Raw genomic sequence first — 22,584 nt, forward strand, 5'->3', positions numbered from 1 at the left:
CCTGAACGACAACGAGGCGCACCCGACGGCGAACGGCAACAACAGCCTGTTCGAAGACTTCGCGGTGAGCCTGGTGGACAGCGACGGGGACTCGGCCTCGAACACCCTGAGTGTGCAGATCGTGGACGACGTGCCGACGGCGAAGGATAACAGCGTTACGGTGACGGAAGCCGGGTTGCCTCCATTCAACCTCGTCTTGGTGATCGATACTTCGGGCAGCATGCTCTGGAAGATAGGCACGACCACTAATGGATCCCCGAATCGTCTGGAACTGGCCAAGAGTGCGTTGAACCACATGATTGACTCTTATGTGGCTCTGGGGGTTCCCCTGACCATCACGGTAATCGATTTTGCCAGTGGTGCTTTGCTGATCCCGCAGACGAGCGATCCCGACGTGGCCAAGGCCAGCATCTCCGGCCTGCCAACAGATGGCGGTGGTACCAACTACAATGCGCCTCTTGTATTAGCACAGAACCAATTGACAGCCGATCTAGCCAATCCGGCATTGGCTGGTTACGAAACCAAGGTCTACTTCCTGTCGGATGGTGCACCCAATGAGGGCAACGTTCCGGCAGGCTGGACAAGCTTTGTGAACAACAACAACGTGGAGGTCTATGCCGTTGGCCTCAACGTCAGTGGCAACGCATCGGCCATTTCGCAACTGGCCCTGGTGGAGGATAACGGTGACACCGTGACTCTGGTCGATAATATCAATGACCTGGATGCCACCTTGCAAGCCACAGTGCCGCCACCGGCAACCGGCAACGTGATCACCGACGTAGATGGCAGTGCTGGTGTGGATGTTGCGGGTGCCGATGGCCCCGTGACCGTAGTGCAGATCAGCTTTACCGTCACCAATCCGGCTGCTTATGCCGGGGTGGCCGACAGCATCAACGGCAATGTCGTGACCTTCCTAGTGCAAGGCGGCACAACGGGTCCCATCCCGACGCCGGCAGGGGGCCGACTGACCGTGAATGCGGACGGTTCCTACTCCTACTCACCCCCCAATGATGTGGCGGCTCATACCCAGGAGGTCTTCACCTACACCATCGTGGATTCGGACGGCGATACCTCCAGCGCCCAGCTGAAAATCCTGGTACTGGATACGTCCCCCATCGTCGCCTCCGTGTTTGAAGACGGCCTGCCCACAGGCTTGCCAGGCAACAATCCTCTGCTGACGACGGTCAGTGGGTCTCTGGCGCAAATGGTGGCGGATAGCGTGGGGGTCAGCTTTGGCATGGGGTCGACGGCAGGGCTGCCTGCACTGACCTCGGGGGGCGTGGCGATCACCTATAGCATCACTCATGGTGCCGGGGTCGATACGCTGGTTGCCATGGCTGGTAGCAAACCCATCTTCACCCTGCAGGTGGAGAGTGATGGGGATTACACCTTCACCCTGCAAGGCTCCATTGATCATCCCCAGGGAGATGGAAACGATCTGGAGCTGAAGGCCCTCAACCTGTCCAGCGTGATCAGCGCACATGAAGGCGTGGACAATGTCGCATTGATCCGCAACTTCATCGTCCAGGTGGAAGATGATGTGCCCTTCGTGATGACGCCCGCCATGGGGGTCATGTTGAACCAATCGGGCGTGACCGGCACCTTCTTGCTGGATGGTGATGGTACCTTGTCAAACAACTATGGCGCGGATGGTGGGAGCATCCGCTTTGACAGTGCACTTAATGGCAGCAACAGCGGACTGACGTCCGGTGGCTTGCCCATTACTTATTCGTTATCCTCAAACGGAACAGTGCTCACGGCTGCCACGGCTGCAGGGACTGTCTTCATCGCGACCTTGCAGCCTGCCTCTGCCACTTACCAAGTCCAGATGATAGGAGAGGTTGATGGTGGTCAGACCACGATAGACTTTAATGGTGGTGGCTATAACTTCGTCGGTGGCAACGGTCCTTGGGCTGGATTCACCGCTGTGGCTAATGACAGCAAGGATCTGCTGTTGACGGCGATGACGGGTGGGGTGGACGGCGGTACCGTTAATACCACAGCCAATACCGGGGGGATCAGTGGTGGAGCATCTATCGGCCTCGGTGAGGCTATGCGGATCGACTTTGTTGTCGATCTTACAGGTTCTCCTGGGAGTAGTGGGTCTTATGGCGACCCAGCCACACATGCCTTTGAGGCACACTACGACGTCAATGGTGCCTCGGCTCTGTTTACCGCAATCGGCAGTAGTGGATCCAGCGTGAAGATCGTTGCCCGTCAGGATGTAGACAATGACAACGATATAGGCGATGGAAACAAGGAGTCGTTGACAGCGGTGGCCATCAGCTTCAACGGCTCGACTAAGGTTGTCAGCATAGCTGCAGGCATGTCGCAGATTGTCTCCGTGGGAGGGCGAAACTTTACGGTGAACTTCAGTGATGATGATCCCGGTGCTGGTGTGGCCTATGTCGCAACCGTGGTGGGGGTGGTGAGCAATACCAAGTTGGCTGCCTACACGGCGGATGGGTATAACAGCCTAGAATTCCACTACGCTGCGGGCAGTGACTTCAAGATAGGGGACTTTGGTTCCAGCGTTGCCACTCCTGGGATCCCGGTCAGTCTGCAACTGCCAGTCACACTGATTGACGGGGACGGCGATGCAGTCCACAGCAATATCGGACTAAGCCTGTTGCCGGAAGCCCCGTTCACAGCAGACTATGATGCCGCCGCCAGCGCTGTGAATGTGACCTTCAACAGCACGCAAGGGCATGCCATCGGCTCCGATTTTGGGGACAGCATAACAGGGAACAGTCTGGACAATATCTTGTCGGGTGGCGCCGGTGATGATCTGCTCTTAGGAGCTGGCGGCAAGGATACCTTGGTCGGGGGAACCGGAAACGACCAGCTGGATGGAGGCAGTGGTAACGATACCTTGCTCGGAGAGTCCGGCAACGACACTCTGACGGGTGGCCTTGGCAACGACATCCTGCTGGGGGGGGATGGCAATGACCTGCTGATTGGGGGTACCGGCAGTGATACCCTGACTGGTGGGGCTGGCAAGGATACCTTCAAATGGATGGCAGGTGATGCAGGAGGCACGGATACCATCAAAGACTTCACCACGGGGGCCAATGGAGATGTTCTGGACCTGAGTGAACTGCTCAGTGGTGAGCATGCCGATGCGAGCACACTGGATCACTATCTTACCTTTGCTCCTGGTCCGGGCAGTGGCAAGTCGACACTGACCATTGATCTGGATGGAGCGGGAAGTGGCACCACGACTCATACCATCCTCTTTGACAACGTGGATCTGACGGCTGGCAAATCCAATCTGCAGATCATTCAGGATCTGCTGGATCAGGGCAACCTCAAGGTCGATCCGTAAGCAGGGTATGGGGGCCGGGTGTGCCCGGCCCCTGTTATTTGATGGAGTGGGCAGATAAGATAGCTGCAGTATCAGGAGAGGGTCACCATGCAGTCATTCAACTGGGTCGACATCGACGGCATTCGCTATAGCTGGAACGGGCAGGACAATATCGTCTGCACCGGCCGCTTTGGCTATCAGGCCACGATGACGGGTGACACGCTCAACGGTCTGGAGCTGGAGAGCGAAGATGGTGAGGTGGCGGGGTTGCTGAATGTGGACTTTGCCGCTTCTCGTATCAGCTTCACGCCGGCAGAGGATGCGCCCCTGCCCCATATGATGGTGCTGGTCGGCCATGAGTGGGGGCAGCAGGAGTATTCGTTGCAGAGCCTGAGCGATACCTCCTTGCAGGGGCTGCTCAGCCACGGCGAGGAGCTTGACTGGGGTGCGCTGGCCGTTGTGACGACGTCCGAGCCGAATCTGCCATCACAAGGTCATGTTCTGTCGTGGGATTCGTTCCACTTTGAGGATGAATCGCTGTTTGGCAGCCCGGCGCCTGCTCCCGTGATGACAAGCCATGGCAATTCAGGAGGAGGGGAGATCAGCATCAATATCGACATGACCAATCAGGTGCTGGACCAGATCCCGCCGACACACGATATATGAATCCCAATCGACGACATGCATAATGACCTCCATCTAAATGATGGAGGTTTTTTTATGTGGCGTCCCCTTCTTACCCTGTCCGCGCTGGTTGTCAGTGCTCCGTTGCTTGCCATCGAGGTTCCTCAGGCCCCCCATCTGGTCGTCAGTGGCTATGCGGAGCAGAAGGCTGAACCAGACATGCTGACGCTCAATGTCGCCGTCACGGCACTGGAGAAGCAGGGCATCAAGGCCAAACAGCAGGTAGATACCAAGGTAGCAGCCTTCTTTGGCCAGCTGGAGAGCCTGGGCATCAAGCGCAGCGACGTGGAGGCTGGCAATCTGGTGATCTCCCCCGAGTACCAGTACCCCCAGAACAAGCAACCCGAAATGGTGGGTTACCGTGCCCAGCGTCAGCTGGCGGTCAAACTCTACCAGCTCGACAAGTTGAGCCAGCTGATGGACACCGCCCTCAAGGCGGGTCTGGAGTCCGTGACCCAGATAGAGTACGGCCTGAAGTCACCACAGGTCATCAAGGAGCAGGCCCGGCTTGGTGCTGTTGCTGATGCCACGAGCAAGGCGGAATCCCTGGCCAAGGCTTTCGGCATGAAGCTTGGCAAGGTATATAGCGTTGAATACCGCAACAGTTCCCCCATGCCGGTCTATACCCGTGCCATGAAGGCTGCGGCAGCCCCTGCCGCCGACATGATGGAAAACAGCTATCAACAGCAGCAGATCAGCATCACTGACAATGTAGAAGCCGTCTTCCTGCTGGAATAACACAGCCCCTTTGTCCATCACTCAAACCCGAGGCAACCCCTCGGGTTTGTCATTGCAGGGGCTGGCAGGACAAGTGAGCCGCGAACTGGGTCAGGTGAAACGGGAATGGAATAAAAAATGCCGGTCAGTGACCGGCATTTTTGCTGGAGAGGGATGATGCCTAGCCCAGGTTGGTAGCCAGCTTGCGTTGGCTCTTCTGTTTGAGCAGATAGCCGATACCGAGTACCAGGACCCAGGCCGGGATCAGCTCGACCGAGATGCGGGTGCCGTCGTTCATGTACATGATCACCAGGATGGCGGCCATGAAGGCGAGGCAGAGGTAGTTGCCAAACGGGCTCCACAGTGCCTTGAACTTGGTGGTGACGCCTTCTGCAGCCTTCACCTTGCGGAACTTGAGGTGCGCCAGGCTGATCATGGCCCAGTTGATGACCAGGGCGGAGACCACCAGAGACATCAGCAGACCAAAGGCCTTGCCCGGGATCAAATAGTTGATGAGCACGCACAGCAGGGTGGCCGCGGCCGAGATGGTGATGGCGGTCAGGGGCACGCCGCTCTTGTTGGTCTTGAGCAGGGCCTTAGGGCCGTTGCCCTGCTTGGCCAGGCCAAACAGCATGCGGCTGTTGCAGTAGACGCAGCTGTTGTACACCGACAGCGCGGCGGTCAGCACCACCAGGTTAAGTACGTTGGCTACCAGGTTGCTGTCGAGCGCATGGAAGATCATCACGAACGGGCTGCCGCCTTCCACTACCTTGCCCCAGGGATAGAGGGAGAGCAGTACGGTGAGGGCACCGATGTAGAAGATGAGGATGCGGTAGATCACCTGGTTGGTGGCCTTTGGGATGCTCTTCTCGGGATTGTCCGCTTCCGCTGCCGTGATGCCGACCAGCTCCAGACCGCCGAAGGAGAACATGATGAAGGCCATTGCCATCACCAGCCCGCCGACGCCGTTGGGGAAGAAGCCACCCTGGGCCCAGAGGTTGCTGACCGTGGCCTCGGGGCCGCCACTGCCGGAGAACAGCATCCAGCCGCCGAATCCGATCATGCCGAGAATGGCGACCACCTTGATGATGGCGAACCAGAACTCCATCTCGCCGAACGCCTTGACGTTGGAGAGGTTGATGGCGTTGATCAGCACGAAGAAGAAGGCCGCCGACATCCAGGTCGGGATCTCGGGCCACCAGTACTGGACATAGATACCGACTGCCGTCAGCTCGGCCATGCTCACCAGCACATAGAGCACCCAGTAGTTCCAGCCGGAGGCGAAGCCGGCGAAGTCACCCCAGTACTTGTAGGCAAAATGGCTGAATGAGCCGGCAACCGGCTCTTCCACCACCATCTCGCCCAGCTGGCGCATGATGAGGAAGGCGATGAAGCCGCCAATGGCATAGCCCAGCAGCACCGCAGGGCCCGCCATCTTGATGGTGTCGGCAATGCCGAGGAACAGGCCTGTACCGATGGCACCGCCCAGTGCGATAAGCTGGATATGGCGGTTTTTCAGACCGCGCTTGAGCTCCTCGCCGTGTTGTTGAAGATCCATGCTTCCTTCCTTACGTCGCTGAAATCACTCGGCTCGCGTCCCGTCAGCCACAGCACGTCCTCTGCCTGGCGCGGCATCTTGTGCCGAAAACGTGACGAAATCCGTATTTATATCGTTACGGTTTGCCGCTGGCTGTTTTTTGTAGCGGCTACCAACCCGAGCAGAATAGTGATAATCGACCGTCCATGCACCTGTTTTCCTCATCATTGGCTGCTGTTTTGTGCGCCATGCAGGTTTTTCATGATCTGGAAAGGGGTTTTGAGAGTGATTGCTGAATTTGTGTTCGGGTGGATTTCCATCTATTGACTCAGTCCGGTTTTCATGGCCTTGTTGCCCTTTGATAAAAAGGGACTCATATGATGGAGCGTATTGTGGGTGGCCTGGTGATGGTCGTGCTCTGGCTCGGGATCTGGCTATCCCCCATGTTGCTGACGATGGCGATGAGCAGCCTTGTTGTCTGGGGCTGGTTGGGAGCGGATTACCTGGTGAACCACATCGCCATGGTGCTCATCCTTGCTGCCGGGATGGGGCTGGTGCCAGCCTGCTGGCTGAGCGAGCGAGTCCGCAAGGGCAGGGGACTCATCCATTTTCACGGCATGTTGATTAACAACAAGGAGCTCAACAAGCCCTGAGCCTGCTCGCCCCGCGAGTGATGGGATGCCAGCGATGATGCTGGCATCATTTTTTCATCCTGTTCTTCTGTTTCGTTATCTTGCCACTGACTTGTTTAAATGGTGTGTTGTGCTGTCACAGCCTTGCAGGTTAGCAGAGCTGGCGGCGAAGGCCGGTCGCTTCCAGGATCTTGGCGCTGATCTCCTCGACCGAGTGGGAGCTGGTATCGAGGAAGCGGATCGCCTCCTGGCGGAACAGCCTCTCGACGCTGGCCAGCTCCTGTTTGCATTGATCAAGCGAGGAGTAGCGGCTGTTGGCGCGGCGCTGGTTGCGGATCTCGTGCAGCCGCTGCGGCATGATGGTGAGGCCGAACAATTTGTGGCGATTGGCCTTGAGGGCGGCGGGCAGCTCCAGCGATCCCATGTCCTGCTCGATAAAGGGATAGTTGGCGGCGCGAATGCCAAATTGCAGTGCCAGATAGAGGCTGGTCGGTGTCTTGCCGCAACGGGAGACCCCGATGAGGATGATGTCTGCCTCGTCATACTCCCTGGTGGTGATGCCATCGTCGTTGGCCAGCGCAAAGTTGACCGCTTCGATGCGATCGTCGTACAGCTTGCGGTTTTCCATGCCATGGGTGCGATGCAACCTGGGTTCGGCCTTGATACCGAGCTCCTGTTCGAGAGGGCTCACGAAGGTGTTGAGAAAATCGTGGCTGCTGGCCTGGGCCTTGAGCACCTCTTCACGCACCATGGGGTCGACGATGGTGTGAAACAGGATGGGGCGCACCCCGGTCTGGCGAAACTGCTCGTCAATGCGTGCCCGTACCTGGCGCGCTTTCTCCTGGGTCTCGACAAAGGGGATGGTGACCTGTTCGAAGGCCAGGGGAAACTGGCTCAACACGGCGTGGCCGAAGACTTCGGCGGTGATGGCGGTGCCGTCGGATACATAGAATACGGTGTGCACTGCGGACTCCTGTGGTGCGCTCCAGGGGGCGGCGAGAAATAAGTATCTCTCGAAACCATATCGTTTTTGTCAACAGATCTGCCATGCCCAAGTTGTGAACTCGCTTGCAAACCTGAGTCGTTACCTTTTTGTGTCGCTATTGTAGAATGCCTGTGTCAAACGACCATCCCCAACTCTTGCTCGGGGATTTTTTTGACAATAAATAGAAAACGTTTTCATGGTCGTTGACAACAGACACTAACAAAAACACACGACTTGGCACAGCAGGTGAATTGTCACCCTGGCCCCCCAACCTGGAGACATGCAAATGCAACAGTACGTACTCTGGTACGAACAGCTCGGTATGCAGGACGTTGAACGCGTCGGCGGCAAGAATGCATCCCTTGGCGAGATGATCAGCAACCTCTCGGGGGCCGGCGTGTCCGTGCCGGGCGGGTTTGCGACCACGGCCTTTGCGTTTAACGAGTTTCTGGAGTTAAGCGGCCTCAACGGCAAGATCCATGACCTGCTCGACAGTCTGGATGTGGATGACATCGCCGCCCTCAACCGGGCCGGTCAGCAGATCCGCGACTGGGTGGTGGAAGCACCCTTCCAGCCCGCTCTGGAGCAGGCGGTGCGCGAGGCCTATGACAAGCTGAGCGCCGGACTCGAGGCATCCTTTGCCGTGCGCTCCTCTGCCACTGCGGAAGACATGCCGGATGCGTCGTTTGCCGGTCAGCAGGAGACCTTCCTCAACGTGCGCGGTATCGATGCCGTCATGACTGCCATCAAGCATGTGTTTGCCTCGCTGTTCAACGATCGCGCCATCTCCTACCGGGTCCATCAGGGCTATGACCACAAGGGCGTCGCTCTCTCCGCCGGGGTACAGCGCATGGTTCGCTCGGATCTCGCCGCCTCCGGCGTCATGTTCACCCTGGATACCGAATCCGGCTTCAACGACGTGGTCTTCATCACCGGCGCCCAGGGCCTGGGCGAGATGGTGGTGCAGGGGGCCGTCAACCCGGACGAGTTCTATGTGCACAAGCCGACCCTCAAGGCCGGGCGCCCCGCCGTGGTGCGCAAGACGCTGGGCTCCAAGCTCATCAAGATGACCTACTCCGGGGATGCCGGTCATGGCCGTCAGGTGAAGGTGGTCGACACCACCGATGCCGAGCGCAACCGCTTCTGCATCACGGACGAGGAAGTGATGGCCCTGGCAAAGCAGGCCCTCATCATTGAGCAGCACTACGGTCGCCCGATGGACATCGAGTGGGCCAAGGATGGTCAGGATGGCAAGCTCTACATCGTTCAGGCCCGTCCGGAAACCGTGCGTAGCCGCCAGGAAGCCAATACCCTCGAGCGCTTTGCCCTCAAGCAAACCGGCAAGGTGCTGATCGAGGGGCGCGCCATCGGCCACAAGATTGGCGCGGGTCCGGCCCGTGTCATCTCCTCCATCAGCCAGATGGATGAAGTGCAGCCCGGCGATGTGCTGGTCACCGACATGACGGATCCGGATTGGGAGCCCATCATGAAGCGCGCTTCCGCCATCGTCACCAACCGGGGCGGTCGCACCTGCCACGCCGCCATCATCGCCCGGGAGCTCGGCATTCCGGCAGTGGTGGGTTGCGGCAACGCCACCGACCACATCCAGGATGGTCAGCTCATCACCGTCTCCTGTGCGGAAGGGGATACCGGCTTCATCTATGACGGCGAGCTCGACTTTGACGTGGCGGTGACCGAGGTGGGCAACATGCCGCGCCTGCCCATCAAGATCATGATGAACGTCGGCAATCCGGACCGCGCCTTCGATTTTGCCCAGTTGCCGAATGCCGGCGTGGGCCTGGCCCGCCTCGAGTTCATCATCAACCGCATGATCGGGGTCCACCCCAAGGCGCTGCTGGAGTTCGATCAGCAGACCCCGGAACTCCAGGCCACCATCACCAGGATGATCGCGGGCTACGAGAGCCCACGTGAGTTCTACGTAGCCAAGCTGACGGAAGGGATCGCCACCCTGGCGGCTGCCTTCTGGCCTGAGCGGGTCATCGTGCGGATGTCGGACTTCAAGTCCAATGAGTACGCCAACCTGGTGGGGGGCCGTGGTTACGAACCCCATGAAGAGAACCCCATGATCGGTTTCCGTGGTGCGTCGCGTTACATCGCCGACAGCTTCCGCCCCTGCTTCGCCCTCGAGTGCGAGGCGATGAAACGGGTGCGGGATGTCATGGGGCTGACCAACGTCGAGGTGATGATCCCCTTCGTGCGTACCCTGGGTGAGGCGGAGCAGGTGGTGGAGATACTGGCTGAGAACGGCTTGCGCCGTGGCGAGCGCGGCCTGAAAGTCATCATGATGTGTGAGCTGCCTTCCAATGCGTTGCTGGCGGACAAGTTCCTCGAGCACTTCGACGGCTTCTCCATCGGCTCCAATGACATGACCCAGTTGACCCTGGGGCTGGATCGGGACTCCGGGCTCATCGCCCACCTGTTCGACGAGCGCAACGAAGCGGTCAAGGCGCTGCTGGCCATGGCCATCGCCGCCGCCCGCAAGGCGGGCAAGTACGTGGGGATCTGCGGCCAGGGGCCGTCCGATCACCCGGACTTCGCCGCCTGGCTGGTCGAGCAGGGGATCGATTCCGTGTCGCTCAACCCGGATACCGTGGTCGACACCTGGCTCTATCTGGCCGAGCAGCACAAGGCCGGCTAAACCCGTCCCCGCTTTTTGATGACACGGCGCCGCAATGGCGCCGTTTTTGTCTGCGCCCCCCTTTTTCTGTTACAAGGGGAATGCGCAAGGCGCTCCGCACCCATCACAGGACGATCCCATGACCTCATTGCAGTGGCAATCCGCCACCCTGGCCCTGCGTGGCCACCACACCCTGGTTATTCCCGAACTCTGTCTCACCCCGCAGGCCTGCTGGGCCTTCGTCGGCAGCAACGGCAGCGGCAAGACGGCGCTGGCGTCGGCCCTGTGCGGCGAGCTGGTCGTGCGTGCCGGAGCGGTATCGGGTCGAGTCCGGGCCGAGCGACTCTCGTTCGAGTCGCAGCAACAGCTGGGGGAGCTGGACTGGCAGCGGCGCAATACCGACATGCTGGGGGAAGAAGAGGAGGCGGGGTATCGGGTATCGACCCTGATGCAGGAGGCAGGGGGTGAGGAGCATGAGGCCCGCGCGCTGCTGGCCCGTTTTGGCATTGAATCCCTGTGGGAGCGCCCCTATCGCTACCTCTCGAGCGGGGAGGGGCGCAAGCTGCTGCTGGCCCGGGCCCTGCTGGGGCGACCCGAACTGCTGGTGTTGGACGAACCCTTCGATGGTCTGGATCAGGGGGCCAGGGCTTCTTTGATGATGTTGCTGGCCGACCTAGTGTCAGAGGGGCTGCGCCTGGTGGTGATCGTCAACCGTTTTGACGAGATCCCCCCCTTTGCCACTCACCTCGGCCTGCTCGGTGAGTGTCGTCTGCTGCTGGCGGGGGAGCGCGAAGCGGTGCTCGGCAGCCAGGAGGTTGCCCAGCTGGCACGCGCCGAAACCACGTCCCCCCGTTTGCCGCCACCGCTGACGACACCCGAGCCCTTGCCTCCCGGCCCTCGGGTCGTCATGAAAGCCATGCGTATCGCTTACGGGGATCAGGTGATCATCGACGGGCTCGACTGGACCATTGACGAGGGGGAGCACTGGCAACTGGTGGGACCAAACGGCGCTGGCAAGTCGACCCTGCTCTCCCTCATCACCGGAGATCACCCACAAGGTTACAACAATGAGCTCCATCTGTTCGGACGGCGGCGGGGCAGCGGCGAGAGCATCTGGGAGATCAAGCGCCACATCGGGCTCGTGAGCCCGGCGCTGCATCTGGACTATCGTGTCAGCTGCCCGGTGCAGACAGTGATCCTCTCCGGTTTCTACGACTCCATCGGGCTTTATACCCGGCCGGGGGATCGTCAGCTGGCGTTGGCCAACGCGTGGCTGGCCCTGCTGGGGCTGGCCGATCAGGGGGCGCAGCCTTTCCACTCTCTCTCTTTCGGTCAGCAGCGACTGGTGCTGATCGCCCGTGCCCTGGTCAAACATCCGCCGCTGCTCATCCTGGACGAACCCCTGCAGGGACTGGATCCCCTCAACCGTCACCTGGTACGGGAGATGGTGGCGCGCCTCGTGGGCGAGGGAACCCAGTTGCTGTTCGTTTCCCATCATGCCGATGATGCGCCCCCCGGTCTGACCCACAGGCTGAGCTTCGTGCCAAGGGAGGAGGGGGGATACGACTATCTGCAGGAGCGTCTGGGGGGCTGAGTCGCCCGGGCGGCATGGTCAGAGAGGGGTTGGTTCGGCGAGGAGCGGCGGCATATCCAGCAGCGTCCACCACAGTCCGAAGAAGAGCATGATCCCCAGCCAGAGCCAGGCCAGATAGTGACGGGTGGCGGCCATCCCCGTCACCGTCACCATGAATGCCGTCCCGAAGGCGATGAGGGCGAACAGAAAGGGCGCCATGTTGTCCATCATGGCGGTCATTTCACCAGGGAGAGGATCTGGCGAAATGCCGGATGGCGGCAGTCCCCCATCAGCTCATAGAGGCACATCTCCACCGACGTCAGCGCAGCTCCCCTGGCCGCAAGCTGGCCGATGGCGAGATCCCGGTTGGCAGCGCAGCGAGACGACACCGCATCCACCACCAGCGAGACCCCGGCACCGCTGGCGAGAAGCCCCAGCACGCTCTGGTAGACGCAGATATGGGTCTCGATGCCACATACCAGCCAATGCTCGCTCCCGCTCTCGGCCAACGCGGCCGCCACCGTCGGCTCCCCCAGGGCGCCGAAGCTGTATTTGGGCAGCACAAGATCGCCTGCCTGCAGCGACTGCAATTCGGGCACGGTGGCACCGAGCTTGTCCGGGTTCTGCTCCAGCCAGACAACCGGCAGCCCCAGCACCCTGGCCCCTTGCACCAGCCTGGCGGTATTGGCAATCAGGGCGTCGCTCTCCTCGACCAGGCGGGCCAGTTTGCCCTGGATATCGACCACCAGCAGGCCTGGGTGATGGTGTTTGTGCATTTTTTGTCTCCTTTCTCCGTTGCGGATGAGATACAGCGCCATCCTGGGAGCCATTCTCGCGTACATCTTGATACAAATTGTGAGCTGACCGACGGCGTGGCGGGCACTAGGATGCGCGTCATGGAGCCCGTTTTCTCAGTTGTGGTGTGCATGACAAGGGGCGACGCATCAACCCGCTACTGCGTAGTTGGACGATTTTCCATTAACGATGAGAAGTACCATGAAGAAGATAATCCTGTTCGTCTCCCTGGCTGGCCTTTTGGCCGGTTGCGCCAGCCCGGCACAACGCATGGCGGAATGCCAGGCGCAAGGGATCAGCAAGGACGCCTGCTACCAGGCCGAGCAAAACCGCCAGGCGTCCATCATGAACGCCGCCGAGAAGCAGGCCTTGGAAAACGCCAGCAAGGCGGTCAAATAATCTAACCCGACTCATTACGTGTACTTCTCAGGCCCTGGATTCACCGAATGCAGGGCCTTTTGCTGGGTGGCACAGTGCTGCGATGTGTTTGCGGCGTGTGAGGACTCAATGTAGGTCATCGCCTCGATGTTGTTGCCATCGGGATCGCGCAGGAAGGCGGCGTAGTAATTGGGGGCATAGTGGGGACGCAGTCCCGGCAACCCATTGCAGGCAAAGCCTGCCTTGATCCCCGCGTGATGGAACGCATCCACCTGTGTCGCGTCGTCGGCCCTGAATGCGAGATGGCAGGAGGCGCCCTGCTGCCCCCGCTCAATCAGGAAGCCCACGTGATCGCGGCCCATCAGGCCAAAACCGGCCGCCGTCTCATCAGACCATTTGAGTTCTATCAAAAGAGGAGCCAGCACGGTGGCGTAGAAGTGCTGACAGGAGTCAAAACGCACCACCTTGATTTCTACATGATCGAACACGGTGACTCCTTGTGTTGCCTGGGTGTAGAGCAGCCCATCAGGCCCTCATGGGAACCGTTGAAATGGGTATCGAATGACCACGATAAGTCAGTTCGACGCCAGGCAGGGAGAGGGCAAGGCGCATAACTGCGTGCTCCGTCAAAGATTTTTCATCCAGTTGCGGGATGCGCTTTGCTTCGTGCTGGCCAAGCTTGCCCGGTTTTGTTGCTTGGCGAAGGCTACGAGCTCTGTTATGGTGTGCTCAATTAGCCGTTTGGATGGCTAGATGGGTGTGCGCTGACTGCATGTTCGCGCCCCCGACCGCTCACCGTTTTGATGATCATGTTGACAGGGAGTTTTTATGCAACGTCGTTCCTTCTTCACCCTTTCCGCCCTGGCGTTGCTCGCCAGCAGCCTGCCGCTGTCCGCCTTTGCCATCGATGAGGCGAAGAAAGAGATCGTCATCGGCACCACGGTTGGCGACTTTGCCGACATGGTCACCGACGCCATCAAGCCGCAGCTTGAAGCCAAGGGCTACAAGGTCAAACTGGTGGAGTTCACCGATTACGTGACCCCCAACATCGCCCTGGCGGACGGGTCGCTTGACGTCAACTGCTTCCAGCACAAGCCCTATCTGGAGAGCTTCGCCAAAGACCGAGGTCTCTCTCTGGCGCCCATCACCCAGGTACCGACCGGTCCCATGGGGCTCTACGCCGGCAAGCTGGGGGATCTGAAGGCGGTGAAAGAGGGAAGCACGGTCGCCATCCCGAACGATCCCACCAACCAGGCGCGGGCACTGCTGATGTTGCAGGATCTGGGCTGGCTGAGCCTCAAGGAGGGGATCAATCCCCTCAAGGCGAGCGAGTTCGACGTGGTGAAGAACCCCCACAACCTCAAGCTGGTGCTGCTGGAAGCGGCGCAGCTGCCGCGCTCCCGTGAGGATGTGGACTTCTCCGTCATCAACGGCAACTTTGCCGCCTCAAGCGGGATCCCGTTCAGCTCCGGCCTCTTCCTCGAGCGCAGCTATGACTTCATCAACTGGGTGGTGGTCAAGAGCGCCGATGCGGGCAAGCCGTTCGCCAAGGATGTGGCGGCCGCCTACAACTCCCCCGAATTCAAGGCTTATGCCGCCAAGCGCTTCGTCGGCTACAAGTATCCCGAGGGCTGGCAGCAGAAGGGGTGAGTGGCGTACAAGCGATAAAAACGGGCACCCAGGTGCCCGTTTTTTATTGGAGGTCAGTAGTGGCGCAACCACCAGCGGGCGGCCAGGAGGGCGGTAAGGCTGCCAAGCAGGGCGCTTGCCAGCACATCCAGGGGCCAGTGCATGCCGATAAGGGTGCGCGAGAGGCCGATCCCGATGGCCCAGAGTGGCAGCAGCCAGGCCCCGGCGGGTGCCCGGGCCAGCCAGATCAGGCCGAAGAACTGGGCGAGGCTCATGGCGGCGATGCTGTGACCGGAGGGAAAGGCGTAGTTGACCTCTGCCTGCCAGTGCTGACCGAGCCAGGCGGGCAGCGCCAGCAACTGAGTCGCGGCGTGGACCTGTTCACTACGAAGGGCCTGGCTTCCCCCATAGAACTGGCGGATGGCGGGGATCAGCTCCTGGCTCTCCAGCCAGATGAGGTAGGGCCTGGGCTCCTCGGTCAGCAGCTTGATGAGGCTCTTGATGACCCAGTCGCTCGCCAGCACGGCAAAGAGGGCGCCAGCCAGCGCCAACAAGGCGCGACCGTCCAGCGTCAGCTTGTGTCTTGTGAGCAGCAGCAGGGCGACAATAGTGAAGACCAGCCCCGGCAAGTCCACCATGCGGGTGAGGGCGTAGGGCCACCATAGCCAGCCCGATTGCAGGGCCTGGGTCATGAACGGCTGCCAGGGCAGGCAGACGAGCAATAGCAGGGGAAGGAGCAGGAGGGCATTGAAATGAAGCACCTTGCGGCGTGGCAACGAAGAGGAGTGAGTCGGCATCAAGGGGTCCGGTTCGGTGGCGCGAGCGGCTAAAAAGAGGCGTCATTGTGCCAGTCAGGTTGCTCTGGTCAAGGCGAAGGGGGCGAGGGCAACAGGCTGTTACATATGATGCTGCCGGGCATCGTGCCCGCACCTGAGGCTGGAAGGTGAAAAGATGGCCGCAGAGCGGTCTGCCAACAAGCCTCTGAAAATCCGCCGCGTTTGGGCTAGAATGGCGCGCCTGTGGCCCTTGTGGACGAGATGCGTGCCGATGAAGATCGTCGTTGATGAAAATATGCCCCATGCGGTGGAGCTGTTTGCGGAATTTGGTGAAGTGGTTCCCCTGCCGGGACGAGAAATAAAGGCCGCGGATCTGCAAGAGGTGGATGTGCTGCTGGTGCGCTCCGTGACCCGGGTCAACGAAGCGCTCCTGGCGAGTTGCCCCAGGCTGGGGTTTGTCGGCACGGCCACCATCGGCACGGATCACATCGATCAGGGGCTGCTGGCGGCGCGGGGCATCCCCTTCTTCAGCGCCCCCGGCTGCAACAAGGTGTCGGTGGGGGACTACGTGCTCTCCGCCCTGCTGGTTCTGGCCGAACGCCATGAGCTGACCTTGAGCGAGATGAGCCTCGCCGTCATCGGTGCCGGCAACACCGGCGAGAGCGTGGCCGGCAAGGCCGAGGCGCTCGGGATGAAGGTGCTGCGCTGCGACCCGCCCCTGGCCCGTAGCGGCGCCGCTGGCGACTTCGTGGATTACCGCACTGCCCTGGATGCCGACATCGTCAGCTTCCATGTCCCCTATCTTCGTGAAGGGGATGAGGCCACCTTCCACCTGCTGGGAGCCGAGGAGATCGCCGAGCGTCCGGCCGGGCAGATCCTCATCAACGCCTCCCGCGGCGAGGTGTGGGACAACCGTGCCCTGCTTGTCCGCCAGCAGGGACCCCATCCCCTGCGACTGGTGATGGACGTGTGGGAAGGAGAGCCCGAGCCCCTCAATGAACTGGTGCCCCATACCGAGCTGGCCACCCCGCACATCGCCGGTTACAGCCTGGAAGGCAAGGCCCGTGGCACCTGGATGCTCTATGAGGCGCTGTGCCGGCAACTGGGGCGCACCCCGCGCCAGGATCTGCAATCCCTGCTGCCTGCCCCAGAGGTGCGCGAGCTGACGCCGGGGCAGCCGGCGGATCAGGCGCTCATCAAGCAGCTTGTCCACCTTGTTTATGACGTGCGCCGTGACGACGCCCGTTTTCGCAACCGGATCGGGCTGCCCGGCAGCTTCGATGAGCAGCGCAAGCGCTACCCCGAGCGGCGCGAACTTGGCGCCCTGCAACTGAAAGGGCCCTTCGCCGACGACAGATTGGCCCGACTGGGCTTTGCCGTCTCGGGGCAATAAACCCGATTTCAACAAGGGGAGGGGCTTGCCCAGGCGGCGCCTCCCCCCGGCCCGGCATCAGGCGGGCCTGTCATCAAACCGATACGCGTGCCAGCCGGGGCCCTCATGCCCGGCCCCGACGGGCCGCATCATAGGAGAACAGATCAGTGAGTCAGCAATTCAACGTAGCGGTATTGGGTGCCAGCGGCGCCGTGGGTCAGGCCATGATCGAGATCCTGGAGGAGCGCGCCTTCCCGGTAGCGACCCTCTATCCGCTCGCCTCCAGTCGCAGCGCTGGGGACACGGTGCGTTTTGGCGGCAAGAACGTCGACATCCTTGATGTGGAGGCCTTTGACTGGAGCCAGGTGGAGATTGCACTCTTCTCCGCCGGTGCCGAGGTCTCGGCCAAATGGGCGCCTATCGCCGCCGAGCACGGCTGCATCGTCATCGACAACACCTCCTGCTTCCGCTACGACGAGGACATTCCCCTGGTCATTCCGGAAGTGAACCCGGACGCGCTGGCCGATTTTCGCAACCGCAACATCATCGCCAACCCCAACTGCTCCACCATCCAGATGCTGGTGGCGCTCAAGCCCCTGCACGACGAGGTGGGCATCAGTCGCATCAACGTGGCGACCTACCAGTCCGTCTCCGGTTCCGGCAAGGAAGGGGTGAGCGAGCTGGCGGGCCAGACCGCCCACCTGCTCAACGGCCGTCCGGTGGAGCCGACCCTCTATCCGCAGCAGATCGCCTTCAACCTGATCCCGCAGATCGATGCCTTCACCGACAACGGCTACACCCGGGAAGAGATGAAGATGGTGTGGGAGACCCAGAAAATTCTGGGGGATGCCAGCATCGCCGTGAACCCCACCTGCGTGCGGGTACCGGTCTTCTACGGTCACGCCGAGGCGGTCCATGTGGAGCTGCATCAGCCGCTGGACGCCGAGCAGGTCAAGGAGCTGCTGCGCAATGCCCCGGGCGTCACCCTGTTTGATGATGAAGGGGACTACCCGACCCCGGTACGCGATGCCACCGGCCAGGATGATGTGATGGTCGGGCGGGTGCGCCAGGATATTTCTCATCCGAGTGGTATCAATATGTGGATCGTGGCCGATAACGTTCGTAAGGGCGCGGCGACCAACAGCGTGCAGATTGCAGAACTGCTGGTACGCGACTACCTCTGAGGCCGGATGTCGGCCCCGGGCGGGGAGGGAACCCCGCCTTGATGTGGGCGCCCTGGCCCCGGGATGTGACCGGGAACCCACTCTCCGGTTTTTGGAATACCGTGTGATATCAGTGGACTAGGTTTTTTTCTACACTCTGGTTCGCGTCTGGGGCTGCTTTCTGGTCGCCGCCGGGCGCGAAATATGTCGGATCGCTGGCTTGAGACCGGCGCCTGATTTATATTGAGCCGATTGTTTTGGGGTAACTATCCAGATATTTCAATGTGATAGGGCCGTCATACGAAGGAACGAATATGGGACATTCCCGCATAACGCTGGCAACGCTACTCGCATTGGGGCTTCTGGGCACGGTTCAGGCCGAAGAGGGGGCGCGAGAACCCTTCTTTGTCGAACTCAAGGGACCGGATGGCTCACCGCCCCCCGCGGTGCAACCAGAGCCCCGGGCCCAGCCCGTGGCGCCCGTCACCCTGCCCAGAGCCGAGCCCATCGTGCGTCAGGTGCCTGCTGCGTCGGCTGGCAGTTATGGTCCCGTGCGTCCCACCGATACCCTCTGGAGTCTGGCGAGCAAGCATCGCCCGTCCAACCGGGTAAGCGTCTACCAGACCATGGTGGCCATCTATGACAAAAACCCCCGAAGCTTCGCAGACGGCAACATCAACCATATTCTGGTTGGGTCCCACATCCTGCTGCCCACCGCCGCAGAGGCGGGGCGCATCACGGATGCCGAAGCACGCCGTCGCTTCAACAGCGACAACGCGAGCTGGAAGGGGCTGAGCCCCAAATACCTGGCCAACAAGCAATCCCACGTCGCCCAGCCGGTGGCGAGCAAGCCTGCTCCGGCCAAGCCGGCTGTGGTGGCCAAGAATACACCGCCCAAGGCGGCGCCGATCCCGGCGGCACCCAAGGCGACGGCTCCTGCCCCCGAGGTGAAGGAGACCGCCAAGGCGGCTGTCTCCACCCCCGTGGTGGTGAGCGGTGCTGCGAGCAGCGCCGCCAGCACGGCGCCGGCGCCCCTGCCCGCCACTGCGGTGGGCAAACCCTCTACCGAGATGGCGCTGGCCCTGGAAGATGCCAACGCCCAGCTCGGCCAGGTCACCGAGATGAACCACAGGCTCAAGCTGCGCCTGCAAGCCCTGACCGAAGAGGTGGAGACCCTCAAGGCCCAGTTGCAGGATCAGACCGCCCTGCAAAAAGAGGTGGCGGAACTCAAGGCCAATCCGACGCCTCCCGTGGTGGCGCCGGTGCCCAAACAGAGCTGGCTGATGGAGCTGCTCTCTTCGCCGCTCAATCTCGCCATGATCATCCTGCTGCCGGTACTCCTGGTGCTTGCCCTGGTCACGCTCTGGCTGCGTGCTCGTGCCCGCCGCGAGCTGGAAGAGCAGGAGAAGAGCCTCTCCGAGTCGACCTCCATGGTCATGGGAGACGAGAACAGCGAGTTTGATCAGCTGATGACGGTGGGCATCGCGGATGACGAGCCCCTCCATGGCATGCCGGATCTCAACGAGCCGGAAGTGAGCAGGAAGCAAGATGGCGCCAGTGCTGCCGCCGATGTCATCTTCCGGGATGACGAGACGGCGCTCTCCGCTTTTGATGTGGAGCCTGCGGTGACGACGGCGAACCGGGATCCGGATCTGGTGCCCGAGCTGGATCTGGCCCACGAGGGGGACTTCGATCTGCCCGTGGTGCCGGAACTCGATCTCTCCGACGAGCCCACCTCCTCTGCTCGTGGTCATGACGAGATCATGACCGAGGAGGAGCTGCAGGCCGCCCTGTTTGCCGAGCTGGACGCGGATCTGGAAGCTGATCTGGCCCAGGCCCAGGAGGAGAGCCGCAGCCAGCGTGACGAGACACTGGCCAACTTCGATCTGAGCGATCTAGAGACCGGGTTTGGCGAGCCGACCGACGATGATCTTGCCGCCAAGGCGCCGCACATCGATGAGACGGGGTTTGGCAAGGACGATGTGGACGACATGCTGGCCGAGCTCGGGCTGGAGCCCACCAAGCCGACGGCGTCCGAGTGGGATCCCAGCGAGCTGGCCCTGGCGGACTTCGAGGATGCCTTCGCCGAGGTGGAGTCCCATCAGGGGGAGGTGAAACCCCGTGAACAGGTGCAAGACAGCGACTTCGTTGAAATCGACAAGCTGCTGGCCGATGCCGATGCCAGCAGCACGGAGCAGGAACCCTATCAGGGCTTCTCCCTGGATGTGGGGCTGGACGGTTTCCCCGAGGTGCTGCCGGAGTCCAACGGCTTTGATGTGGATGCCGATGACGGCGGGGTGGGGGCCAAGCTGGATCTGGCCCGGGCTTACCTCGAGATCGACGACAAGGAGAGCGCCCGCGAGCTGCTGGAAGAGGCGGTGGCCCAGGGCAGCGAGCACCAGCGCAGCGAGGCGCAGAAGCTGCTCAAACGCCTGGGCTAGGCAGGCCCTTGTCATCCATGCACCAGAGAGGGCAGCCCACGGGCTGCCCTCTCTCTTTGGGGGCCACGCACCGCGGCCTCGCCCGGTCTGGGACTTTTGAGCCCGAGCGCGTATAATCCGCCCCGTTTCATTCACTGCATCCTTTCATCAGAAGACACCGTTACCCATGCGAATTGCCCTTGGTATTGAATATGACGGCAGCCGGTACTTCGGCTGGCAGCGCCAGCGCGAAGTGATCAGCGTTCAGGAGGAGCTGGAAAAAGCCCTCAGCCGCATCGCCAACCACCCCGTCTCCATCCAGTGTGCCGGTCGCACCGATGCGGGGGTGCATGCCACCGGCCAGGTGATCCACTTCGATACCGAGTCGAACCGCGCAGAAGGCGCCTGGACCCTGGGGCTCAACTCCAACCTGCCCCCTGACATCGCCGTGCGCTGGGTCAGGGAGGTGGACGAGCATTTCCATGCCCGCTTCAGCGCCACCGCCCGTCGCTACCGTTACGTCATCTACAACCACAACTACCGCCCGGCCATCCTCGGCAGTGGCGTCAGTCACTACCACGAAACCATAGACGCGACGCTGATGCACCAGGCGGGCCAGAGCCTGCTGGGGGAGCACGACTTCAGCACCTTCCGGGCTGTCGCCTGTCAGTCCAACACCCCCTGGCGCAATGTGACCCACCTGTGTGTCAGCCGTTCCGGCCCCTACATCGTGCTCGACATCAAGGCCAACGCCTTCCTGCATCACATGGTGCGCAACATCACCGGCTCCCTGCTGCTGGTGGGGCAGGGGCTTCAACCGGTGGAGTGGATTGCCGAGGTGCTGGCGGCGAAGGATCGCAACCTGGCGGGCCCGACCGCCAAGGCGGGCGGCCTCTATCTGGTGGATGTGGATTACCCGGCCGAATTCGGGTTGCCCCGGCCGCCCCTCGGCCCGCTGTGGCTGCCGGACTCGGCACCGGGTACGACCAGTTTTTAGTAACTGGGCCCGAAAATTTGTGGTTTAATGATCCGTCGTTTATTGCCATCGAGCCGTTAAGTCATTGAACAATCAAGGCTCGATGTGTTTTGTCAGGCACAAATGCATTAAGGAATTCCATGAGCTGGCTTGAGAAGATCCTTCCCAAGAGCAAGATCACCACACCGCGTCGTCACAACATTCCGGAAGGGGTGTGGACCAAGTGTACTGCTTGCGAACAGGTGCTCTACCGGGCAGAGCTGGAGCGCAATCTCGAAGTGTGCCCCAAGTGTGACCATCATATGCGCATCAGCGCACGTGCCCGTCTCGAGAGCTTCCTCGACGCCGAGGGACGCAGCGAAGTCGCGGCCGAGCTGGAGCCGCAAGACATCCTGAAATTCAAGGATTCCAAGCGCTACAAGGATCGTTTGTCTGCCGCCCAGAAAGAGACGGGCGAGAAGGATGCGCTGGTGGTGATGAAGGGGACCCTCAGGGGGGTACCGGTCGTCGCCTGTTCATTCGAGTTCTCCTTCATCGGGGGCTCCATGTCCTCCGTGGTCGGTGCCCGCTTCGTGCGCGCCGTCGAGGAGAGCATCAAGGAGGGCCGCGGCCTGGTCTGCTTCTCCACCTCCGGTGGTGCGCGGATGCAGGAAGCCCTGTTCTCCCTGATGCAGATGGCCAAGACCAGTGCGGCCCTAGATCGCCTCACCAAGGCGGGCCTGCCCTTCATCTCCGTGCTGACCGACCCCACCATGGGTGGCGTCTCCGCGAGTCTGGCCATGCTGGGTGACATCAACGTAGGCGAACCCAAGGCGCTGATCGGCTTTGCCGGCCCTCGCGTCATCGAGCAGACCGTGCGCGAGAAACTGCCGGAAGGCTTTCAGCGCTCCGAGTTCCTGCTGGAGAAGGGTGCCATCGATCTCATCATCGACAGGCGCGAAATGCGCAACCGTCTGGCCGGTCTGCTGGCCAAGCTGATGAACACTCAGGTCATCGAAGACTGAA

The 22,584-nt window shown here is 61.1% G+C and carries 19 protein-coding genes; 13 read left to right on the plus strand and 6 right to left on the minus strand.

The window, feature by feature from the left end; translation table 11 throughout:
* The 3 genes from ACB037_RS13505 to ACB037_RS13515 form a co-directional block, all read left to right on the plus strand.
* A partial coding sequence (locus ACB037_RS13505) for a type I secretion C-terminal target domain-containing protein (RefSeq protein WP_371175429.1) occupies positions 1 to 3,325 on the plus strand: 3,325 nt, incomplete at its 5' end.
* Between the two features lie 87 nt (positions 3,326 to 3,412).
* Positions 3,413 to 3,970 (plus strand): hypothetical protein, encoded by a 558-nt coding sequence (locus ACB037_RS13510; RefSeq protein WP_042879892.1) that lies wholly within the window; start codon positions 3,413 to 3,415, stop codon positions 3,968 to 3,970.
* 54 nt (positions 3,971 to 4,024) lie between these two features.
* Entirely contained in the window at positions 4,025 to 4,726 is a 702-nt protein-coding gene (locus ACB037_RS13515) for an SIMPL domain-containing protein (RefSeq protein ID WP_010675156.1), read from the plus strand.
* A gap of 160 nt (positions 4,727 to 4,886) precedes the next feature.
* Here the strand turns inward: ACB037_RS13515 and ACB037_RS13520 are convergent, their stop codons facing one another.
* On the minus strand, positions 4,887 to 6,263 hold the full coding sequence (locus ACB037_RS13520) for an amino acid permease (protein WP_010675155.1): 1,377 nt from the start codon (positions 6,261 to 6,263) through the stop codon (positions 4,887 to 4,889).
* A gap of 356 nt (positions 6,264 to 6,619) precedes the next feature.
* On the opposite strand from ACB037_RS13520, the gene ACB037_RS13525 reads away from it, so the two are divergent.
* Positions 6,620 to 6,895, plus strand: a complete 276-nt coding sequence (locus ACB037_RS13525) for a hypothetical protein (RefSeq protein ID WP_371175430.1) — start codon at positions 6,620 to 6,622, stop codon at positions 6,893 to 6,895.
* A 130-nt stretch (positions 6,896 to 7,025) separates the two neighbouring features.
* Here ACB037_RS13525 and ACB037_RS13530 read toward each other — a convergent pair whose 3' ends face one another.
* A complete protein-coding gene (locus tag ACB037_RS13530; RefSeq protein ID WP_010675153.1) occupies positions 7,026 to 7,838 on the minus strand; it encodes a pyruvate, water dikinase regulatory protein in 813 nt (270 codons plus the stop codon).
* Between the two features lie 307 nt (positions 7,839 to 8,145).
* Here ACB037_RS13530 and ppsA point away from each other — a divergent pair, with 307 nt between their 5' ends.
* Together ppsA and modF are read left to right on the plus strand one after the other, a co-directional pair.
* Positions 8,146 to 10,518 carry a phosphoenolpyruvate synthase gene (ppsA, locus tag ACB037_RS13535; protein WP_048207926.1) on the plus strand — a complete coding sequence of 791 codons (2,373 nt, stop codon included), beginning with the start codon at positions 8,146 to 8,148 and terminating at the stop codon, positions 10,516 to 10,518.
* Between the two features lie 118 nt (positions 10,519 to 10,636).
* On the plus strand, positions 10,637 to 12,091 hold the full coding sequence (modF, locus tag ACB037_RS13540) for a molybdate ABC transporter ATP-binding protein ModF (RefSeq protein WP_371175431.1): 1,455 nt from the start codon (positions 10,637 to 10,639) through the stop codon (positions 12,089 to 12,091).
* 18 nt (positions 12,092 to 12,109) lie between these two features.
* On the opposite strand, the gene ACB037_RS13545 is transcribed toward modF, so the two are convergent.
* Both ACB037_RS13545 and ACB037_RS13550 read right to left on the minus strand, forming a co-directional pair.
* Positions 12,110 to 12,289: a hypothetical protein gene (locus tag ACB037_RS13545; RefSeq protein WP_223929857.1), complete on the minus strand. Its 180-nt coding sequence runs from the start codon at positions 12,287 to 12,289 to the stop codon at positions 12,110 to 12,112.
* A 17-nt stretch (positions 12,290 to 12,306) separates the two neighbouring features.
* Positions 12,307 to 12,846 carry an isochorismatase family protein gene (locus ACB037_RS13550; protein ID WP_371175432.1) on the minus strand — a complete coding sequence of 180 codons (540 nt, stop codon included), beginning with the start codon at positions 12,844 to 12,846 and terminating at the stop codon, positions 12,307 to 12,309.
* 220 nt (positions 12,847 to 13,066) lie between these two features.
* Between ACB037_RS13550 and ACB037_RS13555 the strand changes: the two genes are divergently transcribed.
* Positions 13,067 to 13,264 (plus strand): hypothetical protein, encoded by a 198-nt coding sequence (locus ACB037_RS13555; protein ID WP_010675148.1) that lies wholly within the window; start codon positions 13,067 to 13,069, stop codon positions 13,262 to 13,264.
* A gap of 14 nt (positions 13,265 to 13,278) precedes the next feature.
* Here the strand turns inward: ACB037_RS13555 and ACB037_RS13560 are convergent, their stop codons facing one another.
* Positions 13,279 to 13,731 (minus strand): VOC family protein, encoded by a 453-nt coding sequence (locus ACB037_RS13560; protein ID WP_319891463.1) that lies wholly within the window; start codon positions 13,729 to 13,731, stop codon positions 13,279 to 13,281.
* 340 nt (positions 13,732 to 14,071) lie between these two features.
* Here ACB037_RS13560 and ACB037_RS13565 point away from each other — a divergent pair, with 340 nt between their 5' ends.
* The gene (locus ACB037_RS13565; RefSeq protein WP_010675145.1) at positions 14,072 to 14,893 is read left to right on the plus strand and encodes a MetQ/NlpA family ABC transporter substrate-binding protein; all 822 of its coding nucleotides are present in this window, start codon (positions 14,072 to 14,074) and stop codon (positions 14,891 to 14,893) included.
* Positions 14,894 to 14,946: 53 nt separating this feature from the next.
* Here ACB037_RS13565 and ACB037_RS13570 read toward each other — a convergent pair whose 3' ends face one another.
* Positions 14,947 to 15,669, minus strand: coding sequence for a phosphatase PAP2 family protein (locus tag ACB037_RS13570; RefSeq protein WP_371175433.1), 723 nt, complete (start codon positions 15,667 to 15,669; stop codon positions 14,947 to 14,949).
* Between the two features lie 250 nt (positions 15,670 to 15,919).
* Between ACB037_RS13570 and ACB037_RS13575 the strand changes: the two genes are divergently transcribed.
* From ACB037_RS13575 to accD, 5 genes are all read left to right on the plus strand, one after another.
* Entirely contained in the window at positions 15,920 to 17,041 is a 1,122-nt protein-coding gene (locus tag ACB037_RS13575) for a 4-phosphoerythronate dehydrogenase (RefSeq protein WP_202043521.1), read from the plus strand.
* A gap of 146 nt (positions 17,042 to 17,187) precedes the next feature.
* Positions 17,188 to 18,204, plus strand: coding sequence for an aspartate-semialdehyde dehydrogenase (locus ACB037_RS13580; RefSeq protein ID WP_041214974.1), 1,017 nt, complete (start codon positions 17,188 to 17,190; stop codon positions 18,202 to 18,204).
* Positions 18,205 to 18,497: 293 nt separating this feature from the next.
* Positions 18,498 to 20,624 carry a FimV/HubP family polar landmark protein gene (locus ACB037_RS13585; RefSeq protein ID WP_371175434.1) on the plus strand — a complete coding sequence of 709 codons (2,127 nt, stop codon included), beginning with the start codon at positions 18,498 to 18,500 and terminating at the stop codon, positions 20,622 to 20,624.
* 166 nt (positions 20,625 to 20,790) lie between these two features.
* Complete coding sequence (gene truA / locus ACB037_RS13590; protein ID WP_048207918.1) at positions 20,791 to 21,600, plus strand: tRNA pseudouridine(38-40) synthase TruA; 810 nt, start codon at positions 20,791 to 20,793, stop codon at positions 21,598 to 21,600.
* A 119-nt stretch (positions 21,601 to 21,719) separates the two neighbouring features.
* Positions 21,720 to 22,583, plus strand: coding sequence for an acetyl-CoA carboxylase, carboxyltransferase subunit beta (accD, locus tag ACB037_RS13595; protein WP_371175435.1), 864 nt, complete (start codon positions 21,720 to 21,722; stop codon positions 22,581 to 22,583).
* Position 22,584 lies beyond the last annotated feature (1 nt).

Source organism: Aeromonas sp. S19(2024) (genome assembly GCF_041402625.1).
GTDB classification, from domain to species: domain Bacteria; phylum Pseudomonadota; class Gammaproteobacteria; order Enterobacterales; family Aeromonadaceae; genus Aeromonas; species Aeromonas caviae.

Excerpts from the sequence above, each read along its gene's own strand:
- ACB037_RS13510 (WP_042879892.1), top strand. The coding sequence starts at position 3,413 with ATGCAGTCATTCAACTGGGTCGACATCGACGGCATTCGCTATAGCTGG.
- ACB037_RS13515 (WP_010675156.1), top strand. The coding sequence starts at position 4,025 with ATGTGGCGTCCCCTTCTTACCCTGTCCGCGCTGGTTGTCAGTGCTCCG.
- ACB037_RS13520 (WP_010675155.1), bottom strand. The coding sequence starts at position 6,263 with ATGGATCTTCAACAACACGGCGAGGAGCTCAAGCGCGGTCTGAAAAAC.
- ACB037_RS13525 (WP_371175430.1), top strand. The coding sequence starts at position 6,620 with ATGATGGAGCGTATTGTGGGTGGCCTGGTGATGGTCGTGCTCTGGCTC.
- ppsA (WP_048207926.1), top strand. The coding sequence starts at position 8,146 with ATGCAACAGTACGTACTCTGGTACGAACAGCTCGGTATGCAGGACGTT.
- modF (WP_371175431.1), top strand. The coding sequence starts at position 10,637 with ATGACCTCATTGCAGTGGCAATCCGCCACCCTGGCCCTGCGTGGCCAC.
- ACB037_RS13545 (WP_223929857.1), bottom strand. The coding sequence starts at position 12,289 with ATGGCGCCCTTTCTGTTCGCCCTCATCGCCTTCGGGACGGCATTCATG.
- ACB037_RS13550 (WP_371175432.1), bottom strand. The coding sequence starts at position 12,846 with ATGCACAAACACCATCACCCAGGCCTGCTGGTGGTCGATATCCAGGGC.
- ACB037_RS13555 (WP_010675148.1), top strand. The coding sequence starts at position 13,067 with ATGAAGAAGATAATCCTGTTCGTCTCCCTGGCTGGCCTTTTGGCCGGT.
- ACB037_RS13565 (WP_010675145.1), top strand. The coding sequence starts at position 14,072 with ATGCAACGTCGTTCCTTCTTCACCCTTTCCGCCCTGGCGTTGCTCGCC.
- ACB037_RS13570 (WP_371175433.1), bottom strand. The coding sequence starts at position 15,669 with ATGCCGACTCACTCCTCTTCGTTGCCACGCCGCAAGGTGCTTCATTTC.
- ACB037_RS13575 (WP_202043521.1), top strand. The coding sequence starts at position 15,920 with ATGAAGATCGTCGTTGATGAAAATATGCCCCATGCGGTGGAGCTGTTT.
- ACB037_RS13585 (WP_371175434.1), top strand. The coding sequence starts at position 18,498 with ATGGGACATTCCCGCATAACGCTGGCAACGCTACTCGCATTGGGGCTT.
- truA (WP_048207918.1), top strand. The coding sequence starts at position 20,791 with ATGCGAATTGCCCTTGGTATTGAATATGACGGCAGCCGGTACTTCGGC.
- accD (WP_371175435.1), top strand. The coding sequence starts at position 21,720 with ATGAGCTGGCTTGAGAAGATCCTTCCCAAGAGCAAGATCACCACACCG.